General features: G+C 57.3%; 19 protein-coding genes. 10 read left to right on the forward strand and 9 right to left on the reverse strand.

Going from position 1 to position 16724, the window contains the following annotated elements; translation table 11 throughout:
- The first annotated feature begins 199 nt into the window (after nt 1-199).
- Complete coding sequence (locus tag GRX64_RS17610; RefSeq protein ID WP_166269142.1) at nt 200-1417, forward strand: glycosyltransferase family 4 protein; 1218 nt, start codon at nt 200-202, stop codon at nt 1415-1417.
- On the forward strand, nt 1386-1952 hold the full coding sequence (locus GRX64_RS17615; protein WP_166269144.1) for a phosphatase PAP2 family protein: 567 nt from the start codon (nt 1386-1388) through the stop codon (nt 1950-1952). The genes GRX64_RS17610 and GRX64_RS17615 overlap by 32 nt, the downstream gene beginning before the upstream one ends.
- A gap of 133 nt (nt 1953-2085) precedes the next feature.
- On the opposite strand, the gene dinB is transcribed toward GRX64_RS17615, so the two are convergent.
- Entirely contained in the window at nt 2086-3150 is a 1065-nt protein-coding gene (gene dinB / locus GRX64_RS17620) for a DNA polymerase IV (RefSeq protein WP_166269146.1), read from the reverse strand.
- Between the two features lie 125 nt (nt 3151-3275).
- On the opposite strand from dinB, the gene GRX64_RS17625 reads away from it, so the two are divergent.
- The 5 genes from GRX64_RS17625 to minE all read left to right on the forward strand — a co-directional run bounded on the left by GRX64_RS17625 (nt 3276) and on the right by minE (nt 5845).
- Nucleotides 3276-3569, forward strand: a complete 294-nt coding sequence (locus tag GRX64_RS17625) for a DUF1244 domain-containing protein (protein ID WP_166269148.1) — start codon at nt 3276-3278, stop codon at nt 3567-3569.
- Nucleotides 3566-3955: a HopJ type III effector protein gene (locus GRX64_RS17630; protein ID WP_166269150.1), complete on the forward strand. Its 390-nt coding sequence runs from the start codon at nt 3566-3568 to the stop codon at nt 3953-3955. The genes GRX64_RS17625 and GRX64_RS17630 overlap by 4 nt, the downstream gene beginning before the upstream one ends.
- Nucleotides 3952-4704 (forward strand): septum site-determining protein MinC, encoded by a 753-nt coding sequence (gene minC, locus GRX64_RS17635; RefSeq protein ID WP_166269152.1) that lies wholly within the window; start codon nt 3952-3954, stop codon nt 4702-4704. Before GRX64_RS17630 ends, minC begins: the two co-directional genes overlap by 4 nt.
- Nucleotides 4705-4777: 73 nt before the next feature.
- Entirely contained in the window at nt 4778-5587 is an 810-nt protein-coding gene (gene minD / locus GRX64_RS17640; RefSeq protein ID WP_166269154.1) for a septum site-determining protein MinD, read from the forward strand.
- Nucleotides 5588-5593: 6 nt separating this feature from the next.
- Nucleotides 5594-5845 (forward strand): cell division topological specificity factor MinE, encoded by a 252-nt coding sequence (gene minE, locus GRX64_RS17645; protein ID WP_166269156.1) that lies wholly within the window; start codon nt 5594-5596, stop codon nt 5843-5845.
- A gap of 99 nt (nt 5846-5944) precedes the next feature.
- Here the strand turns inward: minE and GRX64_RS17650 are convergent, their stop codons facing one another.
- A complete protein-coding gene (locus GRX64_RS17650) occupies nt 5945-6943 on the reverse strand; it encodes a DUF2804 domain-containing protein (protein ID WP_166269158.1) in 999 nt (332 codons plus the stop codon).
- Between the two features lie 204 nt (nt 6944-7147).
- Here GRX64_RS17650 and GRX64_RS17655 point away from each other — a divergent pair, with 204 nt between their 5' ends.
- The 3 genes from GRX64_RS17655 to GRX64_RS17665 all read left to right on the forward strand — a co-directional run bounded on the left by GRX64_RS17655 (nt 7148) and on the right by GRX64_RS17665 (nt 9933).
- On the forward strand, nt 7148-7885 hold the full coding sequence (locus tag GRX64_RS17655; protein WP_166269160.1) for an START domain-containing protein: 738 nt from the start codon (nt 7148-7150) through the stop codon (nt 7883-7885).
- Between the two features lie 80 nt (nt 7886-7965).
- Nucleotides 7966-8475 (forward strand): CBS domain-containing protein, encoded by a 510-nt coding sequence (locus tag GRX64_RS17660; RefSeq protein WP_166269162.1) that lies wholly within the window; start codon nt 7966-7968, stop codon nt 8473-8475.
- Nucleotides 8476-8547: 72 nt separating this feature from the next.
- Complete coding sequence (locus GRX64_RS17665) at nt 8548-9933, forward strand: PhoH family protein (protein WP_207308830.1); 1386 nt, start codon at nt 8548-8550, stop codon at nt 9931-9933.
- 281 nt (nt 9934-10214) lie between these two features.
- Here the strand turns inward: GRX64_RS17665 and GRX64_RS17670 are convergent, their stop codons facing one another.
- The 7 genes from GRX64_RS17670 to GRX64_RS17700 all read right to left on the reverse strand — a co-directional run bounded on the left by GRX64_RS17670 (nt 10215) and on the right by GRX64_RS17700 (nt 16694).
- Nucleotides 10215-12155, reverse strand: a complete 1941-nt coding sequence (locus GRX64_RS17670; RefSeq protein ID WP_166269166.1) for a methyl-accepting chemotaxis protein — start codon at nt 12153-12155, stop codon at nt 10215-10217.
- Nucleotides 12156-12434: 279 nt separating this feature from the next.
- Entirely contained in the window at nt 12435-12740 is a 306-nt protein-coding gene (locus tag GRX64_RS17675; protein WP_166269168.1) for an NIPSNAP family protein, read from the reverse strand.
- Nucleotides 12741-12867: 127 nt separating this feature from the next.
- Nucleotides 12868-13293 (reverse strand): secondary thiamine-phosphate synthase enzyme YjbQ, encoded by a 426-nt coding sequence (locus tag GRX64_RS17680; protein WP_166269170.1) that lies wholly within the window; start codon nt 13291-13293, stop codon nt 12868-12870.
- Between the two features lie 70 nt (nt 13294-13363).
- Nucleotides 13364-14428: a succinylglutamate desuccinylase/aspartoacylase family protein gene (locus GRX64_RS17685; RefSeq protein WP_166269172.1), complete on the reverse strand. Its 1065-nt coding sequence runs from the start codon at nt 14426-14428 to the stop codon at nt 13364-13366.
- Nucleotide 14429: 1 nt separating this feature from the next.
- Complete coding sequence (rimK, locus tag GRX64_RS17690; RefSeq protein ID WP_166269174.1) at nt 14430-15335, reverse strand: 30S ribosomal protein S6--L-glutamate ligase; 906 nt, start codon at nt 15333-15335, stop codon at nt 14430-14432.
- On the reverse strand, nt 15332-15829 hold the full coding sequence (locus tag GRX64_RS17695; protein WP_166269176.1) for an ATP-dependent zinc protease family protein: 498 nt from the start codon (nt 15827-15829) through the stop codon (nt 15332-15334). The genes rimK and GRX64_RS17695 overlap by 4 nt, the downstream gene beginning before the upstream one ends.
- Nucleotides 15819-16694, reverse strand: a complete 876-nt coding sequence (locus tag GRX64_RS17700; RefSeq protein WP_166269178.1) for a mechanosensitive ion channel family protein — start codon at nt 16692-16694, stop codon at nt 15819-15821. Before GRX64_RS17700 ends, GRX64_RS17695 begins: the two co-directional genes overlap by 11 nt.
- Between the last annotated feature and the right edge of the window lie 30 nt (nt 16695-16724).

Consider the following 16724-nt stretch of genomic DNA (forward strand, 5'->3'; position numbering starts at 1 on the left):
GTGTTCTTAACAGCCGATTCTTCAATAGATTGTCACGTTGCCGTCTTCTGACTGTCACACAGCGTTTCCATAGTAAGAAACAACGCCAGGGAACAACGTGACTCGCCATACCCCAGGGCTCACGAACCTGAGGCCAAGCACAGATGACGAGCACAGAGAGTAACCCCCTCGGCGGGATTCATCCAGCACGGGAACGGCCATGACACAAACCACACAGACGCCGATCAGTCGTCAGCATATCGCCATCGTTACTGAAACCTTTGCCCCGGAAATCAACGGTGTGGCAAACACATTACGCTACCTGTGCCAGGGTCTGATGCATCGGGGTCATAGGGTGTCGGTCGTCCGCCCACGGCAGCGGCGAGAGGACAGCGGGGTGATTGCTGGTGCCGGCCACGGCCTGTTTTCTGACGAACTCATCGTTCCGGGCTTTCCACTGCCGGGTTACCCGGACCTGCGCTTCGGCCTGGCGCGGGCCGCGGTGCTGAGAAAGCTCTGGCGGCGACATCGCCCCGACGCCATTTACGTTGCCACCCAGGGTCCGCTGGGCATCGCCGCCGTAACTGCGGCTCGACGCCTGGGCATTCCCGTCAGCTCCGGCTTTCATACCAACTTTCACAGCTACAGCCAGTACTACGGCGCGGGCTTTCTGGAATCGCTGCTGTGCAGCTACGGCCGCTGGTTCCACAACCGAACCGCCATCACCCTGGTTCCAACCCGCCGGATGGCGCAGAGCCTCAGCACCATGGGCATAAAACCGACCGGCATCTGGAGCCGGGGTGTGGATTGCAGTCGTTTCACGCCCCATAAACGAGACCCTCACTTACGCGCCACCTGGGGCCTCACGCCGAATGACATCGCCGTGCTTTATGTCGGCAGGCTTGCCCCAGAGAAAAACCTGCAAATGGCGGTCGCCTGCTTTGAGCGCCTGCGCAGCTTACACCCGCGCGCCCGGTTGGTGCTGGTTGGCAACGGCCCACTGCAGGTACGCCTTGCCGAACGCCACCCGGATACTATTTTTTGTGGCGTCCAGCACGGCGAAGCCCTTGCACGCCACTTTGCCTCTGGCGATCTGTTTCTATTTCCCAGCAAGACCGACACATTTGGCAACGTAGTTACAGAGGCCATGGCCAGCGGTCTGGCTGTCGTGGCCTATGACGATGGTGCGGCCAGTGAGCACATTCGTCATGAAGAAAACGGCATGAAGTCAGCGCTGACGAACGACACCGGCTACATCGACAGCGCTCTGAAACTGATGGATCAACCCACCCTGATGAGTCGGATTCGAGCACAAGCGCGGCTGGATGCGCTGGATTTAAACTGGACGCTGCAAATTGAACAGTTTGAGCAACTGGTACTTCACACCCCACACAAGGCCAAATGCCATGTCGTCAACCAAAGCCTCTCGCTTCTTTAACCAGGTAGACCAACGCGAATTTGCCTTTTGTCAGGCCATCAACCGATCGCTGCGCTTTCGGCCACTGCACGGTTACTTCCAGGTGGTCAGTCGCCTCGGCGATGGCTGGTTCTGGTATGCACTGATTCTGGCCATGCCCCTGCTGCGCCCCACGGATGGGCTGGCCATTGCGCTGCTGATGGCAACGACCGGACTGATCTGCACACTGACCTACAAGCTGCTGAAACGCCGGCTGATCCGGGAACGGCCCTTCATCTCCTTTCCCTCGATTAACTGTGGCACGCCGCCGCTGGACCGCTACAGTTTTCCATCCGGCCATACCCTCCATGCCGTCTGCTTCAATACCGTGCTCGCCGTTCTGGCACCCACGCTGGCGTTGGTATTACTGCCGTTTACCCTGAGCGTGGCGGCGTCTCGGGTGATTCTCGGCCTGCACTACCCAAGCGATGTTGTGGCAGGGGCGGTGATTGGCGGCGGCCTCGGTTTGTTGGCGGCCTGCACTCTCGCGGATGAATTTGCCGGTCTGATCTTATAATACCGTGCCAACGTGGTTTTACTTCGCTCTGGCCGGCAATGTCCGCGGCCACGGCGGCTTCACAAAACCGCCCGCCAGCGCAGCCAACCACCCCTTTCTTCAAGCCGCTGCATGTCCAGCGCCCCCCGGACTGTCAGTCAAATAACCTCAATTGCGTAACGGGGGCTTCATCGTTGCGAAACCGAACACCCAGCCCCAACAATCGGACCGGGCGTTCACTGTTGGTGACCAGCTCATTCAACAACGGCGCGAAATCATCAAGGGCGGGCTCGCGGATGTGATCCCGCACCCGCTCTAATGTGTGGGTCGAAAAGTCGCTGTAGCGAATTTTTATGAACAGTTTGTGGATGGGCTTCTGACGGCCCTTGCGAGCCAAACGTTTGTTCAGGTCGTCCACCAGATTTGCCATCACCGCCTCACAGGCGGTTTTATCCGGCAGGTCTGTCGAAAATGTGCGCTCGACGCTGACCGATTTGGCATTGCGGGTAACAACCACTGGGCGATCGTCTTCGCCCTGGGCCATCAGGTGCAGTCTCATGCCTTGGCGCCCGAACTGATCCACCAGCATTTCGGGGCGGACCTGCGCCAGATCACCACAGTTGCGAATGTTCATGGCGTGCAATTTGGCGGCGGTCACCTGCCCCACCCCAAACAACTTCTCAACTGGCAATTGGCGGACAAAGGCTTCAATCTGATCCGGTCTAATGACGAACATACCGTCAGGTTTGTGCCAGTCGCTGGCAATTTTGGCGAGAAATTTGTTCGACGCTACCCCGGCCGAGACCGTAATACCGACCTCTGCCTGAACCCGTTTGCGCAGATACTCCGCCATCAGGGTGGCGCTGCCGTGATGTTCCGTGACATCACTGACGTCGAGAAACGCTTCATCCAGTGACAGTGGCTCCACTTGATCGGTCAAATCCCGAAAAATTGCCATCACTTTTTGTGACACTTCCCGATAGCGAGCCATATTGGGTGGCACCGTCACCAGATCCGGACACCGACGGCGGGCCTCACTCCCCGGCATCGCCGATCGCACCCCGAATTCCCGCGCCCGGTAATTGCAGGTTGCGACCACACCACGCCCGCCAGCACCGCCAACCGCCAGCGGAAGATGACGAAGCGAGGGGTCGTCAAGCATCTCGACGGCGGCGTAAAAGCAGTCACAGTCAATGTGAATGATCTTGCGCTGGGTCATGGTGAATCAGGGCCTCTGGATACACTTAGCTGGTCGCATAGCCAAACTGTACATTCATACAGCCTTGTATCTTACGGTAACATGCAGAGAATGTCAGGATCGTCCACCATACTATGTGAGATACCATGACTCAGCCCATACCCGAACAAACCCAAACCGAAATCGAAGCCGCCGCTTTTCGACGCCTGGTCAGACATTTGCAGACACACACCGAAGTGCAAAATCTTGACCTGATGAATCTCGCGGGATTTTGTCGCAACTGCCTGTCCAAATGGTACCGTGCCGAGGCACAGGATCGGGGTATCGAACTGTCAGACCCGGCTGCCCGCGAACGGGTCTACGGCATGCCCTATGAAGACTGGAAAGCGCAGTATCAAACCGGTGAAAAGCAGCCCCACAAAGATCCGAATGCGTCATGACGGTCACTCGTGCAGTGCAGATTCACCTGGCCTCACTCAGCGCAGGGCATGCCGATTTTGAAGATACCATGGCTCTGGTCCAGCGGTTTTTCGAATACACGCCCACGGCCTTTCGCAACGGCCCACTGATGAATGCTGCTGGGGACAACGAAGGTTCCTGTAAACTGTTCGCGCTGGCACAGCACTGCAACCTGACCGAAACTCAGGCCCTGCAATGTTTCGGCCGCCACTATCGCGAGGTTCTGGACGAACCTGCTGGCACCGCGCATGGTAATATTCGCCAATTTATCGGTACCGGCTGGTCTGGCATCCATTTTGACGCATCACCCCTGAGGCCCAAGCCTCCGGGGATGGCAGACAATCCAGAGGAACAAACAACACCATGACCGACACTGCGACTGCAGGGGCTCGACCTTGTTTTCAGCTCAAGGGGGCGACCGTTTCCCTGACCGCCCTGGAGCTGCACTACTTTGAAATCGGTCCGTTTGAGGACACTTTACGAGACAAAATCCGGCAGGCACCGGGTTTTTTCAGGGATATTCCGTTAATCGTCAGTCTCGAAAAATACGAGGGCCTCACCTCAGAGCTGGATTTTTTCCAGATTATCGGTATTTGTCGCCGGCACAACATTCATGTGGCGGGGGTTCGCGGCGGTAATGACGACCAGCGGCGGCTCGCCCGCAACGCATCCCTTGCCCTGTTGCCAGCCAGCGCCAGGCGCGAGGAGTCCGTCACGGAACCGGCGGCAGCATCGCCTGAGGCCGATATGGCACCCACAACGGAAGCGTTTCAGGGCCCGGTGGCCGCAAAAATCATCAATCAGACGGTACGCTCCGGTCAGCAGGTTTACGCGCCTGAAGGCGATTTAATCATTCTCGCCCCGGTTCAGGCTGGTGCCGAAGTACTGGCGGCAGGTAACATCCACGTCTACGGTCCTCTTAGGGGGCGGGCACTGGCGGGTGTCCACGGTCTGGAATCGGCCCGGGTATTTTGCCAGTCACTGGAAGCGGAGCTTGTCTCCATCGCAGGACACTATAAAATCTCCGAGGACATTCAGGACCACGGCTGGAAATCGGCGGTGCACATCCAGCTCAAGGACGACCAGCTAGTGGTCATGTCGTTGGACAAGGCCTGACAAATCCTCACCCAATGACCGTTTGCGCCACCTGGGGCATACGGCCTAAACCACAGTAAACAGGACGGCTACCTTGGCTAAAATCATTGTCGTTACCTCCGGAAAGGGTGGCGTTGGCAAAACCACAACCAGCGCATCAATCAGCACTGGCCTGGCTCGCAGAGGCCATAAAACCGTGGTCATTGATTTCGATGTTGGCCTGCGCAACCTGGACCTCATCATGAACTGCGAACGCAGAGTGGTGTACGACTTCGTCAATGTCATCCAGGGCGAAGCCACTCTGAACCAGGCACTGATTCGCGACAAACGAGTGAATACGCTTTACATCCTGCCCGCGTCCCAGACCCGCGAAAAAGAGGCCCTGACCCGGGAAGGCGTTGAGAAAATCATCAACGAGCTGTCAGAGACCTTTGATTACATTGTGTGTGACTCCCCCGCTGGCATTGAACACGGCGCCCTAATGGCACTTTACTACGCCGATGAAGCGGTGGTAGTGACCAATCCGGAAGTCTCATCGGTGCGCGACTCCGACCGAATTCTCGGTATCCTGCAGAGCAAGTCCCGACGTGCGGAACTCGGCCAGGACCCGGTGAAAGAGCACCTTCTCCTCACCCGCTACAACCCTCAACGCGTTGAGCGCGGTGAAATGCTGTCGGTGATGGATGTGGAAGAAATATTGGCCATTCCGTTGCTCGGCGTTATCCCGGAGTCACAGATTGTTCTTAACTCCTCAAACCAGGGCATACCCGTCATTCTGGAGGACGACAGCGATGCCGGTCAGGCCTATGAGGATGCCGTCGCCCGTCTGTTGGGGGAGGAGCGAGAGCACCGTTTCATGACGGCGCAGAAGAAGGGCTTCTTCTCACGGATGTTCAAGGGGTGATGACGGATGAGTTTCTTCGATTACTTTAAAAGTAAGAAAAATCCTTCTGCGAGCGTTGCCAAGGAGCGCCTGCAGATCATTGTGGCGCACGAACGCGGGCAGCGTGATCAGCCTGATTACCTACCGCAATTGCAGCAGGAGCTGTTGGCAGTGATCCGAAAATACGTTGAGATAGACGACGATATGATTCAGGTCGAGCTTGACCGTAATGAAAACTGCTCGGTGCTGGAGTTGAACGTCACCCTGCCCGAGCATTGACGACGGCACGCATGGCGGGTGTTGTTGCAATGCCTGCAGCGCCCGCCATTCGGCGCCGGCCTTCAAGTGTCACACACACGTGCCACCGCCAAAGTTGCGCTACCAGCGCGCAAAATGATCTTCTATCAACCCCCGCAGCCCCGTCACCGATACCGTCGCGCCCGACTCATCCACAATGTTACCCTCGAACGTGCCTGCATACTGACGGAAATTCGATGCCAGAATCCCCACGTTCAAGCGCTCTCGGCGGACCCCGGACGGCACAAATCGCAGGTGGACCCGCCCATCGGAGGTTGTCACTCCCCAGGCGTCGCCCGGTGCGTAACGGTTGAACTCAAATTGCGCCAGGTCCAGTTTCAGGCATTTGCCATCGAACCAGAGCGCATTTTCGGTGATGCCGGTTTCGTTGACTCCGGACGCCAGGTTCAGCCCTACAGACCGTCCATCTGACAGTTTTCCCGCCAGGCATGCCCAATTCCAGGCCGTTTCACGTCGCATGAAGCCACAACTCCAGTCGATTGAAGCTCGCATGGTATCATCGCAGCGCCACACCGTGTCGTCCCAGCGCACCTCGCCGGACACCGGTAAACCTGCCGATTTCCGAGTGAACACCCAGCCATTATAACCGGCCGCACAGGCCAGCCGGAGCGGGTCGCGATCGTCGGTCAGATGAAATCGGGCCTGCACCTGCGGACTCTCAACCACCACCTGCCGTCCCGTCTCTTGGGGCAGAATGGCCATGTGAGTCAGGCCTTGATTAAATGACACCTCCCCCACTTCCGGCAGCGGGTCAAAGCGGGTACGGCGAGCGAACGGCTGCAACAGGCTGTGTTCGAGCAGGCCCCCAGTGCGAAAGTCATAGAGGTAAAAAAACGCCGAACTCACCAGCCGGAGGTCAACAATGGCAAGACCAAACAACCAATCCGGCCCCATCGCGCTAACGAATTGAAATCGGTTGAACCGCCACTGACGAGCCAGCCGTGAACGGCGCTTATCCATCACGGTGCGTAAGTCAAAGTCCTGGTAGTTGATTCGGTCAACCGGGTCCGCATGAAGCCCCAGCCGAACCTTCCCATGATCGTCTATCAGTGTCTTCATGCATCTCCCTACGTAATTTCCGAACCTGCGGGGTGTCATCTCAGGCCAACCGCCGAAACCCATCAAATCGATGATCACCCAGTTCACAAACTGCTGCGTAGGCCGCATTGCGAGCTGGGGAATCATGGTAAACTCGGCTCCGATTTTTCACTGTCGGCAGGGATTCCAGCCGAATGCGACCAAGAGTTTCAGGGAGTTTAGCGCATGCTGAAGTGCAACACCCACCGAATTCCGGGATGGATAATGGCCGTCGCATCGGTGCTTTTCACCATGAGCGCCTCCGCACAACTCCCCGGCGAGAATGCCGAGTGGTCGCTCAAAAAACAGACCGGTGCAATCAAGATTTACACCATAGAACGCGACGATTCTGACTTTCGCGCTTTCAAGGCAGACGCCCTGCTGGATGCGCCGCTCGCCAACCTGATGGCCGTGATGACCAACCCGGAGTCCTGCGTGGAGTGGGTCTACGGTTGTGTTGAGTCTTACGGTTTCGGCGACGGCGATTTCCATGACCGTTACGCCTACTCAGTCAACAATATGCCATGGCCGGTTACCGACCGCGATTACGTGCTCCGCATTCGCACCCGTGGCGACTTAGCCAGCGGCGAGGTGATTATGGACCTCAATGCAGTGCCCGCCCGCCGAGGGAAAGAAGCCCGGTACGTCCGGGTTGATCGCTCGGATACGTTTTATCGTTTTACCCCCGACGGGGACAAGACGCACATGATCTGGATACAACACACAGACCCCAACGGGGCCCTGCCCAGTTGGCTGGTTAACTCCTTGCTGGTCGACATTCCCATCGAGTCGATGCAACAGCTCGAAAAAGTAGCGCATAAGCCCCGATACCAGAACCACAGACTGCTATTTAACAGCGACGGCATTCTCACTGGCGTTGTGCCCAGCAGCTCCGCGGACACACAACAAACTACTTCAGAATAACTCCGTCTGGAGGTTTCCTATCACTTCAGGAAAAGCTAAGCTCACAAGTACCAAGGAGCTTCATAGCAGGACCGTAAGACATGACCGTTCTAGCCTACGAGATCATGACCCCAAGCATTAAGGCTGTGCCGCAATCATGGACCATGGACAGGTTGGCCCGGTTTCTCACAGACAATGAAATCACCGGCAGCCCTGTCACCAATGATGAGGGCGAGATCGTCGGCATCGCCACCCTGAAAGACATCACTGAGTTTCGCTGGTCTGCCGGTCGATCTGAGTCTTCTGCGTCAGACCTGACACCGGAAGAGGAACAGGAAGCCCGTCGGCTGCGAATGGCCATTTTTGAGGAAATGAGCAAAGTCCCCGTTGAAGTCCGCGATATCATGACGCCCATTGTGCTGTGCGTGGACGAAAAGACGTCTGTTCGCGAAATCGCGGAGGTGATGATGAAGGAGCACTTGCACCGCATCTTCGTTACAAATGACCGCAAGATCACCGGAATAATAACAACGTACGACATGTTGAAGTTAATTTCCGATCAGGCGCTGAGCCAGCGCTGTGCCGACAGTGACTTCACTGATAGTGACTGAACCGGCACGGCCTCAGCCATGCCTGTAACGTTCGCCTGACAGGTTCCATTCGCCAGAGAGGTATCGAACCCTATGCCAAGAGCACCTCAAGCTCGGAAAAAAATGTACGTCCTCGACACCAATGTCCTGATTCACGACCCCAACGCCCTCCTCAATTTTGAAGAACACGATGTCATCATTCCGATGACCGTCCTTGAAGAACTCGACAGTCTGAAAACCGGCAAACAGGCGGTCGCGGCCGACTGTCGTCAGGCCATTCGGAACATCGACAAGCTGTTGGGCGATGCGACACCCAAGGACATCGAGCGGGGCGTCCCCATCGTGCGCGCGAAAAAAGCCGCCGCTCTGGGCTCGTTGTCCATTCTGATGAGCACCGAGCACACCGGTAGCCACTCCCTACCGGAACACCTGAACGACAACAAGATCATCAACAACCTCGCGGCCTTGCAGGAGCGCCATAAATCCCGCGACATTATCCTGGTCAGCAAAGACATCAACATGCGCTTGAAGGCCCGTGGTTTTGGCGTTGAGGCTCAGGATTACCACAACGACCAGCTCATCGACGATATCGATCTGCTGCCCCGCGGCTACAAGACGTTTCCAAACTCCTTCTGGGACAACATTGCCAAGGTCGAAACCGTGCAACGCGAGGGTGTCACCGAACACATTCTGAAAAAGGAAGGTGAGCTGGCCCGTCTTAATATCAACGAGTTTGTGATCGACGAGCAGGGGTTCGTTGGCAAGGTGGTGGACATTGACGGTGATCGGCTGGTTTTGCAGGATCTGCACCAGCGCGATTTGATGAGTGAGGAGGTCTGGGGCCTGGTCCCCAGGGACATCTATCAATCCCTGGCGATGAATTTGCTGCTCGACCCGGACGTTCACCTGGTCAACCTGACGGGTGCCGCCGGCTCCGGTAAGACCATACTGGCCCTCGCGGCCTGCATTGAAATGACCGTGGCCAGTAAACAGTACAAACGGATTATTGCGACCCGCAGCACCCAGGGACTGGACGAGGACATCGGTTTCCTGCCCGGCACCGAGGCGGAGAAAATGGAGCCTTGGTTGGGCGCCATCGTCGATAACCTCGAAGCGCTCCATGAGGACGATGAGAACATGACCGCCAGCGTGGACTACATCCTCAGCAAGGTGCCCCTGCACTTCAAATCTCTGAATTACATCCGCGGGCGCAGCTTCCAGCACAGTCTGATCATCATCGACGAATCGCAGAACCTGACGCCACATCAGATCAAAACCATCATCACCCGCGCCGGCAACGGCTCCAAAGTGATCTGCCTGGGCAACCTGGCCCAGATTGATACGCCCTACCTGAGCGGCCTGAGCTCGGGCCTGACCTACATGACGGAACGCTTCAAAGGCTTCCGCCATGGCGGCCATATTCACTTACAGGGTGTCCCGAGATCAGCGCTGGCGGAATTTGCGGAAGCCAACCTGTAACGGGTTAACCGGCCCGCTGCCAGGCTGGGCAGGTTGAAGCGTGGTCCGGCAGGTTACCCTGCCGGACCACTATCAGTGCGCGACCGGGCTCAGGGGGCTTGCGCAGACGAGCCCGCCGACAGGACACGCCCTCAAGTGAAGGCCGTGCAGACGCTTATGATGACTCGCTTTGCTGATGGCTGGTTTGTCGAAGCGCGCGTTCCGATCATGACGCATGCAAAACCGGCAAATAGACTCACATCCTTACCAGACTTGCCCGCGGTGCAACGAGCGTTGCTGCTCTACACACTGAACTGGTCAGCCGCTTCTTGCAGTTCGCGGACCACTGACTCTATTGCCTGGCTGGCGTTGTCTGAACGACGGATCGCCATCACGGTGGATTCTGCGGACTCCGCCATTGCCTGCACATTGCCGCTGATTTGATTTGCCTGCGCGCTTTGTTCTTCGGCCGAAGCAGAAATCTCCATCGCGTTTTCCTGGAGCTTCGCCAGCAGCACATTGATTTGCTCAAAGTGCTCATCGGCGGAGCGGAACCGTTCGGTGGATTCCACGACCCGGCTGGAAGCTTTGCTGATCGTGGTCACGGCGTTTTCGCTGCCCGCCTGCAACCGATCAATAATCGCCTGGATTTCGGTTGTCGATTGCTGGGTCCGGCTGGCCAGTGTCCTGACTTCGTCCGCCACGACCGCAAACCCGCGACCACTCTCACCCGCCCGGGCCGCCTCAATGGCAGCGTTCAGGGCCAGCAAGTTGGTCTGCTCCGCGATCGCGCCGATCACCGATAACACCGACCCGATTTCACGGCTCTGATTATTCAGCTCATTCACCACGGCCACGGCATCGTTCACATCGGCCACCATCAGGTCCAGGCCACCGCGTGCTTCCCGGGAGATATCCGCCGTGGTTTTGCTTTCGGCGTTAATACTCTGCACGGATTCGGCCACTCGCTGAATACTGTTCGCGACCGCCTTGATGCTGCCCGACATGTCGCCTACCCGGCCCGACACCCGGTCAATTTCCTGCTGCTGAGCATTGACCGCACTCACCGCCTCACGGCTGGCGGCATTTTGCGCCCGGGCCTGATCGGCCGCGGTGTTTGCCGCCACGTTCACCTGGCTCACCATCGACTGAATGCGAGCAATAAACTGATTCATGCCCGCCGCCATGTGGGTAAGTTCATTGTTGCCCTTCAGGTTCACCCGTTTCCGTAAATCAGCTTCACCATCGGCAATCGCCCAAATGGCCCGATTCAGGCGATTCACCTTGACCAACACACCACCGCCCAGTACCAGGGCAATCAGCACCAGCAAGCCCAGGTTTGAAAGAATGGCGAACAGCGTCAGATTATCCGAAAGCCCGTCCGCCTTACTCTGGATGCTCTCGACGGTGGTCTGAATTTCACTTTGCGTTGTGCTCTTGATGTCCGCCAGTTGCTGCTGCAAACGTTGACTGACTTCACCGGTCTGCTGATCAAGTACCGTGCTGACCGCCTCGGCACTGTTCTTCACCGTAGTGGCAAATTGCTGCTCAAGCTGCCTCATATCATCCGCGATGGTCTGGGTTGAAAGCCCCAGCTTTAACTGACCAATCACCGAGCCCTGGGGAGCAATATCGGCCGTTATGATCACAACGTCGGGGTCCCGGCTGGCCGCGTCCAGCACCTTACCGACCGCCCCGCGGCCTTCACCCGCATCCATGAGCGCCTTGACACGCTCATCGGTGCGGTCGACGTAACGGGTCATGCGCTTGCCATACTGGTCGTAATAGGCGGCAAACAGTACCGATTCACGGGCATCAACCAACTCGATCAAACCGGTCAGTTTGGGAACATCGCGATCCCATATCATTGGCGCGGCAACAGCGGCCAGGGCATCCGCCAACCCTTGAGCTTCTGCAATGACCGCCTGCTTGAGGTTGATCGTTATCTGTTGCTGACGCTCGTTCAATTGCTCGGCCAGCTGCTGCGATAAGCGCTCAGCGGTTTGCTCTCGCATGACGCCAAAACGCTGCTGGACATCCGAACTGGCGGCTGAAAAGTCATCTGCCACACGGGCTTGCCCCGACTCCAACGACGTTGCCACCGCACTGGTCAGCGCGTGAACCTGGGTATTGATCAGCCACTGGCTAAACATCAATTGAATTGCACCCGCGACCACCAGGGTGAGAAATACCGGCAACAACAACCGACTGGTTAAAAGTTCTTTGAAGAAGTGCCGATTCATGACATGGCCCCTGAAACGTACGAATGAGTCACTAGCGCTGCTAACGATACGAGCTTTCACTGCAAGGAAGGTGCTCCCCACTGGGCGGCAACAAACCATAAAACCTTACAGAATGTTCACCTTGAGCTATAGATAACGCACTTTTCAGGCCAGAACCACCGGCTCCGCCGAAGTTCCTGTTTCATTTTGTCACGGGCAACGACACTCCGTTACGCACGGCGCCATACCGAGCGGCTTGTATCGCAAGCGCGAACCCCGCCGCTGACGTGCGCCTGGCCCTCATGAAAAGACTGGGCGCATGAAGCTTCGCTCGCAACTCACGACACAGCGGGTGTCCTTTGCATACTGAAATGCGGACACACAGCCTGGGTCCGCAAACGAGGCCTCACGGTACTGTTCGTATGCGGCCAGCGAAGGAAACGAAAACAGAGCGACCGCCCGATTGTTTGCGCCTTCCGAGGGCAGAAAATAGCCATGATGCTGGCCGCCAAGCTTCTCGACCAAGGGAATCCAAAGCTTGGCGTAGTGCTCGAACTCCACCACTTTGTAGGGATCGATGGTGTAATTGAGGTAGCAGGTGATCATAGGTGTTGATCCATGTCGCGGGTTGTATCGCAGAGGTTCTATCGAACTGCGGTGGGCCGGCATAGTGCCCGACCGCGCTGCCAGAGCACCGGCCACCCGCTTGACCGGATGGCACGAACCGGCCGGACTACCAGCGCCCCTGCAGTGTTGCCACAATACGCCGTCCGTCGGCGTGATCGCGGTGTTCGCCCAGGTAGATACCCTGCCAGGTTCCAAGCGCCATCTGGCCGTTGGAAATGGGAACCGTCAGCGAGGCACCGATCAGTACGCTCTTAATGTGGGCAGGCATGTCGTCCGGGCCTTCGGTGGTGTGGGCGTAGTAAGGCGCGTTCTCTGGCACCATGACGTTGAAATGACGCTCCAGGTCTCCCCGGACATCGGGGTCGGCATTCTCATTAATGGCCAGTGACGCCGACGTATGTTGGAGAAACAGGTGCAAGAGGCCAACTTCGCAGTTTTTCAGGTCTGGCCCCTGGGACAGTATGTGGTTGGTGATGGGGTGAAAGCCTCGTGGGTATGGCGGTAACTCAATCAGTTTTTGTTCCCAGATCATGATGCATGCTCCTCAGTGACCTGTCGCAGGCTGCCGGATAGCGCCAGCCTGCGACAGGCCCCATTCCGGTCTATTTCTGCAAGTCGTCCCACGGGTGAACAGGCATGACAGCCTCGGTGGATTCCGGGTCAAATCGTGAACGGAAATAATCCATCGCTTTCTCGGCTTCATCCAGTTCGTCAAACCGGGCGACGTGGTAAATGGCCTCACCTTCGTTGACCAGCGGCAGGTTGTTCATACCCACCACAATGCCGGACACAGGCGTGGTAATAACACTTTCCATTTCGCCGAAGGGGTCCGCCACCACCGCCAACTTTTGCCCTTTGCGCACCCGCTGGCCCAATTGGGCAATCGGCCGCATGATGCCGTCAATATCCGCTCGAACCCAGGTTGACGTGGCCGCCACCTCTGAGCGCTTGGGCGGTTTACCGCGGGTCGCTTTTGCCGGCAACATATCCAAGGCTCGCATGACCCGGATAACCCCCCGCACCCCGCTCTGAATCACGACATCGTCAAAACGCAGCGCTTCGCCACCTTCAAAGGTGATGACCGGGATATCGAGTGAATCGGCGTATTCCCGTAAGGTGCCTTCGCGCAAACTCGCGTTCAGTATGATCGGCGCACCAAAAGCCTCCGCAATGCGGGCAGTCTCAGGGTTTTTCAGTTCGGCACGAATTTGTGGCAGATTGAATCGATGAATTGCCCCGGTATGCAGATCGATGATGTGAGTAACATTTTCCATGATCTGAGTGCGGAATAAGTACGCGATTCGACCGCCGAGGGAGCCACTCTCGCTGCCGGGGAAGCAGCGGTTCAAATCCCGCCGGTCGGGCAAGTATCGGGTGCGTTGCACAAAACCGAAGATGTTCACGATCGGAACCGCCACCAGGGTGCCGCGCAGGTGGCGCAAGGAGGCATTACGCAACACCCGGCGAATGATTTCCACGCCGTTGATTTCGTCGCCATGAATGGCCGCACAGACCAGAATGACCGGGCCACTCCGACGGCCATGCACCACTTCCACCGGAATGTGCAGCGGGGTGTGGGTGTACAGTTTGGCCACCGGGACTTCCACCGTCTGCCGGCTGCCAGGCTTTACTTCTACCCCGGCTATGTGGAACGACGCTCTTGCCACCTTAGCCTCTCCCTTTGGTTCGGGTTTTCCAGGGCTTCTGGTTTTTCTCCGTCCAGTCGATGATCATGCCGGCCACATTCTTGCCGGTTGCAGCCTCAATGCCCTCCAGACCGGGGGAGGAATTCACCTCCATTACCAATGGCCCGCGACTGGAGCGCAACAAGTCCACACCCGCAACGTTCAGGCCCATGGCTTTCGCTGACGCAATAGCCGTTCGGCGCTCTTCCGGAGTGATGCGAATCAGGGAGGCGGTGCCGCCACGATGCAGGTTGGAGCGGAACTCGCCTTCGGCCGCCTGGCGCTTCATGGCCGCGATGACCTTGTCTCCAATCACAAAACAGCGGATATCCGCCCCGCCCGCCTCTTTCACAAATTCCTGAACCAGAATGTCGGCTTTAAGCCCCATAAAGGCCTCAATAACACTCTCGGCCGCTTTGCGGGTTTCCGCCAAAACCACACCTATGCCCTGAGTGCCCTGCAGCAGCTTGATCACCACCGGTGAACCGCCCACCATTTTAATCAGATCAGGCACATTGTCCGGCTTGTTGGCAAAACCGGTAATCGGCATTCCCAGCCCCTTGCGAGCCAGCAACTGCAATGAGCGCAATTTGTCGCGGGCACGCGTGATGGCGACGGACTCATTCACCGGGAACACACCCATCATTTCGAACTGGCGCAGGACCGCCGTACCATAGAAAGTTACCGATGCCCCAATGCGAGGAATCACCACATCAAAGTCGTCCAGGGTCTCACCATGGTAGTGAATCTGGGGGTTGGCGGAGGTGATGTTCATATAGCAGTGGAGACAGTCGACCACACGAACTTCATGGCCTCGATTCAGTCCCTCCTCAACCAAACGACGGGTGGAATAGAGAGACTTATTCCGAGACAGGACGGCTATTTTCATTTGGGTGTCCTTAGTGCCGGTTCGCCGGCAAGGTAAGAGGATTCTGGTTGAACGAAACCGCGCCCGGCCATCGCGGTGCGACCGATCAGCATTCGAAACCGCATGGAGTCGCGGTTGGTCAGGGTCATTTCAATGGGCCATTTCGTGTGGCCAACAATCAGCGTGGTTTCGATGACCAGACGCTGTTCTCTGTGCCCGCCGGAATCCGACACGGTGCGTTCGTCTTTGACGGCCGCGTCACACTCGATGACCTCGTGCAGATTGTTCTGCACCGGATGCACCCAGAACCGGACTCGAGGTAGCCCGTCGGCATCGGTATAGGGCTCCATGCGAAAGGTGTGCAGGCAGGATGTCCTGGCGCCGGTATCCACTTTGGCTTTGATTCGGGTTATGTCCAGCTCCGGCAAAGCCACCCATTCCCGCCAGCCAAGGGCAACCCGATCGGTCAGGTCCATCACCGGTTCGACATCATTGTCAGCCTTGTCATTTGGCATGTGTATCTTCCTCTTCTGCCTTTTGTGCAGGGGTTAGTAGCTCAACCCGGAACGGTTCCGACCGGCTCCCGGCGTAAACGCTGGTATGGGGGAATGGAATTTCGATACCCTCATTGTCCAGCAACGTTTTAATGCCGATCATCATCTCGCTGCGGCCTTCCAGTATGCGGTCGGACGGTACCCAGAACGAGAACTGGAGATCCACCGACGACGGCCCAAAGTCCGTGACCAACACAAACGGCTTGGGCTCTTCCAGACAGGCCGGATTTTGCTCCGCCAACGCAAGCAGCAGAGCCTCCACGCGTTCAATGTCTTCGCGATAGGCAATACCGACTTTGAGATCCAGACGCCGAATGGGAAACCGGGACCGGTTAATGACCCGGGCTTTGATCAGCGTTTCATTGGGAATCCGCACGTACAGATTGTCCGGGGTGCGGAGTTTGACGCTGAGCATATCAATGCCAATCACCTCACCAATGGTGCCCTCAACCTCGATAACATTACCGATTTCAAACGGCCGCTCCACCAGCAGGAACAAACCGCTAATCATGTTCGAAGCCGACGTCTGTGAGGCAAACCCGATCGCTACGGTCAAAATGCCGGCAGCGCCAAGCAGAACATCCGGCGCGAACCCAGCTTCGCGCATCGCCGCCACAATGAACACGGCCAGCACCACGTAGAACACCAACCGGCGTACCATGACAGTATGATGGAGTGAGGTACGAGACTGCATGAACCGAGTGATCCCCCGGCTGCTCAGTACCGCCAGAAAGCCCCCCAGCACCACCAGGAACGCCGCCCGAAACCAACTGCTCCAGGCCACACCGGTGACAACGTCAACCACGGCGGTTTCAATTTCAATCATGGCGCTGCTGCCCCTGTATTTCCGATTGCG

The organism is Marinobacter caseinilyticus, assembly GCF_011074955.1.
In the GTDB taxonomy this organism is placed as follows: Bacteria; Pseudomonadota; Gammaproteobacteria; order Pseudomonadales; family Oleiphilaceae; genus Marinobacter; species Marinobacter caseinilyticus.

What these genes read in the sequence shown, in the direction of transcription:
- GRX64_RS17610 (WP_166269142.1), top strand. Translation starts at nt 200, where the DNA reads ATGACACAAACCACACAGACGCCGATCAGTCGTCAGCATATCGCCATC.
- GRX64_RS17615 (WP_166269144.1), top strand. Translation starts at nt 1,386, where the DNA reads ATGTCGTCAACCAAAGCCTCTCGCTTCTTTAACCAGGTAGACCAACGC.
- dinB (WP_166269146.1), bottom strand. Translation starts at nt 3,150, where the DNA reads ATGACCCAGCGCAAGATCATTCACATTGACTGTGACTGCTTTTACGCC.
- GRX64_RS17625 (WP_166269148.1), top strand. Translation starts at nt 3,276, where the DNA reads ATGACTCAGCCCATACCCGAACAAACCCAAACCGAAATCGAAGCCGCC.
- GRX64_RS17630 (WP_166269150.1), top strand. Translation starts at nt 3,566, where the DNA reads ATGACGGTCACTCGTGCAGTGCAGATTCACCTGGCCTCACTCAGCGCA.
- minC (WP_166269152.1), top strand. Translation starts at nt 3,952, where the DNA reads ATGACCGACACTGCGACTGCAGGGGCTCGACCTTGTTTTCAGCTCAAG.
- minE (WP_166269156.1), top strand. Translation starts at nt 5,594, where the DNA reads ATGAGTTTCTTCGATTACTTTAAAAGTAAGAAAAATCCTTCTGCGAGC.
- GRX64_RS17650 (WP_166269158.1), bottom strand. Translation starts at nt 6,943, where the DNA reads ATGAAGACACTGATAGACGATCATGGGAAGGTTCGGCTGGGGCTTCAT.
- GRX64_RS17655 (WP_166269160.1), top strand. Translation starts at nt 7,148, where the DNA reads ATGCTGAAGTGCAACACCCACCGAATTCCGGGATGGATAATGGCCGTC.
- GRX64_RS17660 (WP_166269162.1), top strand. Translation starts at nt 7,966, where the DNA reads ATGACCGTTCTAGCCTACGAGATCATGACCCCAAGCATTAAGGCTGTG.
- GRX64_RS17665 (WP_207308830.1), top strand. Translation starts at nt 8,548, where the DNA reads ATGCCAAGAGCACCTCAAGCTCGGAAAAAAATGTACGTCCTCGACACC.
- GRX64_RS17670 (WP_166269166.1), bottom strand. Translation starts at nt 12,155, where the DNA reads ATGAATCGGCACTTCTTCAAAGAACTTTTAACCAGTCGGTTGTTGTTG.
- GRX64_RS17675 (WP_166269168.1), bottom strand. Translation starts at nt 12,740, where the DNA reads ATGATCACCTGCTACCTCAATTACACCATCGATCCCTACAAAGTGGTG.
- GRX64_RS17680 (WP_166269170.1), bottom strand. Translation starts at nt 13,293, where the DNA reads ATGATCTGGGAACAAAAACTGATTGAGTTACCGCCATACCCACGAGGC.
- rimK (WP_166269174.1), bottom strand. Translation starts at nt 15,335, where the DNA reads ATGAAAATAGCCGTCCTGTCTCGGAATAAGTCTCTCTATTCCACCCGT.
- GRX64_RS17695 (WP_166269176.1), bottom strand. Translation starts at nt 15,829, where the DNA reads ATGCCAAATGACAAGGCTGACAATGATGTCGAACCGGTGATGGACCTG.
- GRX64_RS17700 (WP_166269178.1), bottom strand. Translation starts at nt 16,694, where the DNA reads ATGATTGAAATTGAAACCGCCGTGGTTGACGTTGTCACCGGTGTGGCC.